The sequence below is a fragment of the Paenibacillus agaridevorans genome, from assembly GCF_003112455.1.
Classification (GTDB): domain Bacteria; phylum Bacillota; class Bacilli; order Paenibacillales; family Paenibacillaceae; genus Pristimantibacillus; species Pristimantibacillus agaridevorans.
Genome location: NZ_BDQX01000202.1, coordinates 1 through 8,185, shown reverse-complemented (window position 1 = coordinate 8,185; position 8,185 = coordinate 1). Strand labels below are relative to the sequence as shown.

At 54.3% G+C, this 8,185-nt stretch carries 6 protein-coding genes; 5 read left to right on the top strand and 1 reads right to left on the bottom strand.

Translation table 11 applies throughout. The features are described from left to right. Window positions 1-363 precede the first annotated feature (363 nt). On the bottom strand, window positions 364-1,806 hold the full coding sequence (locus PAT3040_RS19290) for a VanW family protein (RefSeq protein WP_181376724.1): 1,443 nt from the start codon (window positions 1,804-1,806) through the stop codon (window positions 364-366). 262 nt (window positions 1,807-2,068) lie between these two features. Between PAT3040_RS19290 and ftsE the strand changes: the two genes are divergently transcribed. The 5 genes from ftsE to PAT3040_RS19265 all read left to right on the top strand — a co-directional run bounded on the left by ftsE (window position 2,069) and on the right by PAT3040_RS19265 (window position 7,947). Then, a complete protein-coding gene (ftsE, locus tag PAT3040_RS19285) occupies window positions 2,069-2,755 on the top strand; it encodes a cell division ATP-binding protein FtsE (protein WP_087569396.1) in 687 nt (228 codons plus the stop codon). Next, the gene (ftsX, locus tag PAT3040_RS19280; RefSeq protein WP_108994002.1) at window positions 2,745-3,662 is read left to right on the top strand and encodes a permease-like cell division protein FtsX; all 918 of its coding nucleotides are present in this window, start codon (window positions 2,745-2,747) and stop codon (window positions 3,660-3,662) included. The genes ftsE and ftsX overlap by 11 nt, the downstream gene beginning before the upstream one ends. Before the next feature lie 13 nt (window positions 3,663-3,675). Next, window positions 3,676-4,902, top strand: coding sequence for a murein hydrolase activator EnvC family protein (locus PAT3040_RS19275; protein WP_258235060.1), 1,227 nt, complete (start codon window positions 3,676-3,678; stop codon window positions 4,900-4,902). Between the two features lie 187 nt (window positions 4,903-5,089). After that, window positions 5,090-6,523: a S41 family peptidase gene (locus PAT3040_RS19270; protein WP_258235059.1), complete on the top strand. Its 1,434-nt coding sequence runs from the start codon at window positions 5,090-5,092 to the stop codon at window positions 6,521-6,523. 86 nt (window positions 6,524-6,609) lie between these two features. Further along, a complete protein-coding gene (locus tag PAT3040_RS19265) occupies window positions 6,610-7,947 on the top strand; it encodes a PDZ domain-containing protein (RefSeq protein ID WP_108993999.1) in 1,338 nt (445 codons plus the stop codon). The last annotated feature ends 238 nt before the right edge of the window (window positions 7,948-8,185 follow it).

Genomic DNA, 8,185 nt, shown 5'->3' with positions numbered 1-8,185 from the left:
GGTCGTAAACGCGCGCAACGTTTATGGCGGCACGGCGAAGCCGCAGGTCGAGGACGCGATCGGCCGCGCCGAAACGGCGCTGGCCGGGACGTCGGCGTGGGTAGCGGAATATTTGGAACGCAGCAAGTAAGCTGCAGGAATAGCAAGTATTGGTCAAGCTGCTTTGCAGCCTGCATAACCATTGACATGCAAGGGAGGGCGCTTCGCGATGAAGCGCCCTTTTGGCGTGGGTACACAGTTTGTCTGAGAGACCGACAAAGCCGGCAAAAATGGTGCGTATAGAGGGCGGTTTGTCGGCCAGAACGGCAAAGTCGGCAGATACAACCCTTCTCGGCTTAAATCGAGGCCCCAGCTAACCGCCTCTCATATCCCATCCTCCACGATCGGTTCCTTCGTGGCGGGCATGCTCGGGGATGGCGTAGACGTGAGCGAGGAAGGCCCTACCTCGATGATTGTCGGCTGGGCGCGGTACGTATCGCGGGAAACTCGCTCGCGTGATACTTCCTTGCCGTTCTCGATCAGCGTACGGAAGGTGTCCACGACATACCCTGCCTTACCTCTCTCCACGACTCGCTGCTCGCCTACCGCCAGTCCCTGGTTTACTTTCTGCTGCGCGCCAGGCTCTACCGTCTTGATGGTCACGGACTCGATGTCATAGGCGACGTTCTCCGGCATTGTCCCGAATAACTTGATGGTTAATTTGCGATTTTCCACGACGGTGCGAATAATAAGATGTTTGCCGGTCGAATTAAGAAACTTGAAGTCGATGGCGTCCGTGGCATAGGTGGCGTCATGGCCTAGCGGGAGGTAGGCGACAGGCAACGAGTGGTTGCGACGTTCTACGATGTCGAGTCCGGCTCTTAATACGGCTTGATAAAGCGTGCTCGATACCTGGCAAATGCCGCCGCCGATGCCCGGCACGAACTTGCCGTTGAGAATAACGGGCGCTTCCCGGTATTCGTGCTCCTGCTCAGCTTTGGCGATAAGCTCCGCATAGGAGAACGTCTCCCCGGGGGCCAGATGCCAATCGTTCAGCGTTTCCGCCGTTACCGTCACATTATGGGCGCGTCCCTCCGCGCTGGTGCCGAAGTCGGTGGAGAAAGACATGATTTTTCGGTCGATGCCCTCCGCCTTAAGCTCTTCCAAAGTGGTGTCGGGCTCTACCGTCTTCAAGGGCAGCTCGGCCTCCAAGTCGGCTAAGCTGCCCGTTATCCGCTCACCGACCTCGCGTTCCCCAAGCACCACCCATTCGTCCACTTGCTGCAACAGGGAATCCAGCTCCAATCGATACGCATTATGATGCGGCGTATAGACGACCTTGTCGTCAGGAGTGATCTCCCTTTTTGCGTCCTGCGGCTCCCCCTTCTCCATCCAACTCCACTGCTTGCGCACGGCTGCATCGAAAATATCGCGATTCCAGCTCTGGGAGAGCGAATAATGTTTGGGGAAATGGTAGCGATAGACAGCCCGATCCCACAAACTGCCTTCACGCAGCTTTAATAACGCCAGCCTCGCCTCACTGAATTCGGCGCGGTAGCCGAGCTCTGCGGTCGTCCAGCTCTTGCTGTCGCCTGCGGGTTCTCCGGCCCGAACGGTGATCGTTCTATCCTGCAAAGATTTCTCGTAGCGGGAGAGCAGCTCGATTGCATCTGCGATTGGCATGCTTCCGAGCTCGATTCGTCCAATCGTCACCCCCTCGGGAACAGAATCCTGTTCGGCATATTGCCAGAGCAGAGCTCCTGTTACGGCAACGGCGGCAAGCAGGAGAATCGCTAACGTAAGCAACGTAATACGCAACTTTTTCATGGGATGGGGAACACTCTCCTGTTCGTTAATAAAGGAGCTTCGGACGCAGGTTCCGACGGGGCGCCGACAATCAGACACAGCTCCATGCATCCTTTCATGTATATGCGGGGCAGACCTGCTAATTTCCAAATATATGTAGGGGGTATTCGACAAATCCTTTAAATATTAGAAAAGTGAAAAAAGAGGAAATGACGCCGCTGTTGAAGGAATTAGCCGCAAGCTGTCGAAATAGTAAAATTGACTACATACAGGATGTGATAAAGTGATCGAAATGCACGACATATGGAAGACATACGCAGATGGAACGCATGCTCTTCGTGGGGTTTCCGTTCGAATAGATCGCAACGAATTCGTGTACCTCGTAGGACCTTCCGGAGCCGGCAAGTCTACGTTCATGAAACTTATCTATCGGGAGGAAATACCGACAAAAGGGCAGATTTCGGTCAACGGATTCAACATCGGCAAGCTCAAACCGCGCAAGATTCCTTATGTGAGACGAAATATCGGCGTTATTTTTCAAGATTTCCGTTTGTTGCCCAAGCTTACTGTATATGAAAATGTCGCCTTTGCGATGGAAGTGATCGAAGCGCCGCGGCGCATTATTAAAAAGCGCACCATGGAAGTGCTGGAGCTCGTGGGTCTAAAGCATAAACACGCCAGCGTGCCATCGCAGCTATCGGGCGGCGAGCAGCAAAGGGTGTCGATTGCCCGGGCAATAGTGAACAATCCGTCGGTTATCGTCGCGGACGAGCCCACGGGCAATCTCGACCCGGAGACCTCGCTGGGGATTATGAATTTGCTGGAAGAGATCAACTTCAGAGGCTCTACGATTGTAATGGCCACGCACAACAGGGATATCGTTAACAGCATGCGCAAACGGGTTATTGCGATTGAAGACGGCAATATCGTTCGGGATGAGGCAAGAGGGGAGTACGGCTATGAAGTTTAGCACGCTCCTGCGCCACTTCAGGGAAGGCGCAAAAAATATTTTGCGTAATGGCTGGATGTCTTTTGCATCGATGAGCTCTATCTTTATCTCATTGTTTATACTAGGGATTTTCATTTTGCTCGCTGTTAACGTAAATTCAATGGCGGATCAGATCGAGAGCCGGGTACAGATCCGGGTATTCTTGCAGACGACCGTTGAGGAAGCCAAGGTAACGGAGCTGCAGAACAAGATCGGCAACATTCAGGAAGTCAGCAAGGTAACGTTCGTGTCCAAGGAAGATGGCCTGGCGATCTTGCGAGAGTCGATGGGCGAAGAGAACGGCGATTGGCTGGAAGGCTACAATAATGAAAACAATCCGCTGCCGATATCGTTCACCATAGAAGTGTACGATCCGCAGACCGTTGACGATGTAGCCGCGCAGATCCAGGCGATCAACGATGCGGATGAGACGGGTCCGATCTACCGGATCAAGTACGGCCAAGGAACGGTCGAGATGTTGTTCAAGGTGACGAATGCAGTACGCAATATCGGTTTCGGCATCGTGATTGGTCTGGCTGTTACGGCTATGCTGCTTATCTCCAACACGATCAAGATGACTATTATTAACCGTCGCCGAGAGATTGGAATCATGAAGCTGGTAGGCGCGACGAATGCTTTTATACGTTGGCCATTCTTCGTCGAAGGAGCGATGATCGGCTTTATAAGCTCGGCTCTGACGACAGGCGCCGTACTGTTTGGCTACAGCAAGATTATCAGTTTGACCCAGTTGGATATGTCGCTCATGTTGATATCGCTAGTGCCGATCAAGGAAATTGGTTGGCTGACCGCCGGGCTGATCCTTGTGATCGGAACTTTGATCGGAATGCTCGGCAGCACCATCTCGATTCGAAAGTACTTGAAAGTGTAGGTGAAGCATGTATATGAGAAAAGCTGGAGCATGGCTGCTCGTAGCAGCGCTGTTAACCGTATTCCTGATCCAACCTTCGGGTAGCGGCGGACAAGTCCAGGCGGCGTCGTTGTCGCAGATCGAAAGGGACATTGCGGCCGCGAACAAACAGATCAAGGAAGCCGAACGAACGGCGGCGAACGCAGCCAAGGATGCGAAGTCGGCGGAATCCCAAAAGCAGAACCTGACGGTTAAGAAAGCGGATCTCCAAAATGAGATCTTGAGCCTGATGAAAGAAATCGACCGAGTTGCCGTCGAGAAGCAGAAGACGCAGGAACAGGTGGACGCGAAGGAAGCCGAGTTGCTGCAAGCCGGCGCTGCTCTCGATGCCGTTCAGGAGAGAATCGTCAAGCGTGAAGCGCTTCTGGAGTCTCGCATGCGAGTGATGTATACGGACGGCTTCGTTTCTTATATGGATGTATTATTCAGCTCTAACAGCTTCGGGGATTTTCTGGACCGTTTCGATGCGATCCAGACGATTTTGGATTCCGATCGCGAAACGTTGGCAGCGCACAAAAAGGACAAGCAAACCGCCGAACAGCAGAAAGCTTTGATCGAGCAACAATATGCCGATATTCAAGCTTTGTTCCAGGAATTGGAGCTTCAGCAGGTGGAGCTTGTCAAGAAGGAATCCGAAAAGGAAGTGCTCATCGCGAGCTATAATGCCAATCTCCAGCAGCTCGATGAGACACTGCATCAATTGGAGGAAATCAGCGAGGAGCAGGAGAAGCTGCTTATGGCGCTAGCCGCCAAGAGGTCGAAGCTCGTAGCGGAGAAGAACCGGATTCAGAATCCTTATTCTGGCGGCAAGCTGGGCATGCCGATCAAACAGGGCTATCGGGTAACGTCGAACTTTGGAACCAGGGTTCATCCTATCTCGGGCAAGAAGCATACCCATACGGGCATCGACTTCGGAGCTCCATCCGGTACGCCGATCTATGCGGCCGAAGGCGGAAGGGTCATTATCTCGCAAGTATGGAGCACCTACGGCAATTGTATCGTCATCGACCACGGCAACGGATTATGGACATTGTACGCCCATATCCGCAACGGCGGCCTGCTGGTTGATGAAGGCGACACAGTGAAGAAAGGCGATAAAATCGCCGAGGTTGGCAGCACGGGTAATTCCACTGGACCGCATCTCCACTTCGAAGTGCGCAAGAACGAAGTGCCCGTCAATCCGGGCGGTTATCTGAAATAATTGACATCATCCATATCTCATCAGTGACAAGCGGCAGCCCTCAAGAGGGCTGCCCTTGTTGTCCATATGACTTTCGAAGATGTCTCCTGTAAATAATTGTGATCGGCTTGTCATATAATAGTGGGGCCGTCACAAACGGGAAATCGATAAGGTGGTGTACCGGATGTACTTTAAAGGAAGAACCGTAATGACGTTCGTATTGCTGACGATGATCGCATCCGTGCTCGTCACAATGACGATTGCCGATCGGCTTATTATTCCGGATGCAGGGAGCAAGAAGGTCGTCGCGGCGGCCGCGGATGCTGGCGGTACCCCAGGCTTCAAGAAGGAAGAGCTGGCGAAGCTCAATGCGGTGCTCGAGCTGATCGAGACCAGATATTACGAGAAGGTGGAGCGGGAAGAGCTTCTGGATGGCGCTGTCAGCGGCATGATGGAAGCGCTGGACGATCCGTACTCCGTCTATATGGAGAAGGACGATGCGCTTCACTTCTCCGAATCCATTGAAGGTTCTTTTACGGGCATCGGCGCAGAGGTGACGACCGAAAACGGCAAGATTGTCGTTGTAGCACCGATTAAAGGTTCGCCGGCCGAGAAGTCGGGCCTGCTGGCCAAGGATGTGCTGATCTCCGTTAATGGCGACAGTCTGGCGGGACTAAACTTGCAGCAGGCTGTCGGCAAGATCCGCGGACCGAAAGGAACGAAGGCGAAGCTGCTTGTGCAACGCAGCGGAGTAACGGAGCCGATCCAGCTCGTCTTGATTCGGGATGACATCGATGTGGAGACGGTTTATGGGGCGCTGAGACCGGATGGCGTGGGTGTTATCGAGATCCGGCAATTTTCTCTGCACACGGCCAAGCGATTCAAGGAAGAGCTGGCGAAGCTGGAGCAGAGCGGCATGAAGGGGCTTGTCCTGGATGTGCGCAATAATCCGGGCGGCGTATTGCCAATCGTCGTTGAAATATCGCAGCTGCTGATGAAGGAAGGCACGACAGTCGTTCAGGTGGAGGATCGCGACGGCAATCGCGACAAGACGCTGGCCAAAGGCGGCGAGGCAAAGTCTTATCCCATCGCGGTTCTGACGAACAAGGGAAGCGCAAGCGCGTCCGAAATTTTGGCCGGAGCCTTGCAGGAAGCAGCCGGCGCCAAGGTAATCGGCGAGCAGTCGTTCGGCAAGGGGACTGTGCAAGTGAGCTACAACAAGGCTCTCGGCGACGGCAGCCTCGTTAAGATGACGATCGCCAAGTGGTTGACGCCCAACGGAAATTGGATCCATGAGAAAGGCATTACGCCGGATCTTGTCGTGGAGCCGCCAGATCTGTATACGGTGGCCAGAATATCGCTGCAAGAGACGCTGAAGCAAGATACGCTCAGCGAGGCCGTTCGCAGCGCACAGATTATGCTGCATGGTCTTGGTTATGAGCCTAAGCGCGAGGACGGCTACTTCGGCGATGAGACAGTGAGCGCAGTTCGAAAGTTCCAGAATGATAAAGGACTGCCGTCCACAGGCGAGATAGATACCAAGACGGCTCAGAAGCTGGAGCAGGCTGTCATCGAGTGGATTCAAAATAAGGAACATGATGTTCAACTGCTGGAAGCCATTCGGGCGGTAAGCAGGAAATAGAGACGAACGCGTCGAATGGTACAAAGGTCGGTTTCGCGCCAGCGGAGCTGACCTTTTACTTTAGTGCGAGGCGAGGAGTGGAGGAATTGGAGACAGCTCGTGCAATAGCGGACATGCTGGGATCGGCGGCGCTGCAGCTGGCGTCGGGCCCCTTCTTCTATTTGGCTATATTATTTATCATTCTCCAATATTCAAGACAGATGCGGCTAGAGAGGCAGTTGTTCGCGGTCAAGCTTCATGATTGGAAGGGAATGGCCTTGCGGGCGGTCGTCACAGGCTTATTGGTCGGACTGGGACTATCGCTTATATCTGTCTTTATTGGTGCGTCGCTCTCCCCATCGGCTGTGTTATGGTTGTGGGGGATCGCTGCGCTTCTTATGCTGGCGCGCATTCGTTATCTGTGTTTCGCGTATAGCGCCGGTGTAGTGACACTGCTGCAATGGATAGCCGGTTTCACATCCTTGGCGGAGCGGGGAGATGGAATCGGAGCGATGGCGGCGTCGTTGGCCCGAATTGACGCGGCAGGCCTGCTGTTGCTAGTGGCGATGCTTCATCTGGCGGAAGCGCTGTTAGTCCGTCTGCAAGGCGACAAGCTGTCGACGCCGCTGTTTTTGGAGGGCAAGAGAGGCAAGTTGGTGGGCGGCTATATGCTTCAGGGCTTTTGGCCGGTCCCACTGCTGCTGCTAACTCCGGTATCGGCGGAGACGGGGGCGTCGACCGCAGCGAGCGCTTCTCTGCCATGGCCCACGTTGTTCGGAGGAACAGGAGCAGAGGGCTGGACGCTCGTGGCATTGCCCATGATTATCGGCTTTACCGAGATGACAAGATCGCTGCTGCCCGCCGCTAAGGCAAGACATGCGGCCAAGGGCCTTCTGCTCTATAGCGTCATCTTGGGCGGCGCGGCATTGGCAGCCTGGTGGCAGTCTGCGTTGCTGCCGATCGCGGCATTATTGTCGATCATCTTACACGAGGCGCTTGTATGGAGGAGTAAGGCCATGGAGGCGCGCCGTGAGCCTCTCTACGTGCATGATGCGCGCGGTCTTCGCATTCTTGGCATTGTCCCGGGAACGCCGGCGGAGGCTATGGGATTGTCGGCAGGGGAAGTGATTTACAAGGTTAACGGAATGCGAGTGTCCACTAAAGAAGATCTATACGGGGCGCTCGGGGCCAATTCAGCCTTCTGCAAGCTGGAGGTTCTTACGGTGGGCGGCGAACCCAAGTTCGCGCAACGTGCGCGTTACGCAGGCGAGCATCATCAATTGGGAGTTATTCTTGCGCCTGATGAACGAGCCAACTTCTATGCGGCAGACGGGGCTTCTTCGTTAATGGAGCTGTTGAGAGGACGCCGGGCATCTAATAGACGGGGAGGCGCGAAGTCTTCTCCCGCGGGAGCTGTCGGCGGCGAAGAGAAAGTGCAGGCGTGACGGGAGCCGGGAGGCTGACGCAATGCTGCTCCGTTAAGATAGCAAGGAAAAGACTGAACGCGGACATGAGATGCGAGCGAATACGAAAGCGGTGTAAGCCGAAAAAGTCGGGTTACAGCTCGATGTTTGGTGTCTTTTGGAGCAGTGGGCATAAGGTGCAGCCTACCCAACCTGAAATAGGGCGGGATTTAATACTTTCTTATATTTTAAAAATGGCGGTGCAGGGATCCCTGCACCG

Coding starts and splice junctions, on each gene's coding strand:
- PAT3040_RS19290 (WP_181376724.1), bottom strand. CDS start 1,806: ATGAAAAAGTTGCGTATTACGTTGCTTACGTTAGCGATTCTCCTGCTT.
- ftsX (WP_108994002.1), top strand. CDS start 2,745: ATGAAGTTTAGCACGCTCCTGCGCCACTTCAGGGAAGGCGCAAAAAAT.
- PAT3040_RS19275 (WP_258235060.1), top strand. CDS start 3,676: ATGAGAAAAGCTGGAGCATGGCTGCTCGTAGCAGCGCTGTTAACCGTA.
- PAT3040_RS19270 (WP_258235059.1), top strand. CDS start 5,090: ATGACGTTCGTATTGCTGACGATGATCGCATCCGTGCTCGTCACAATG.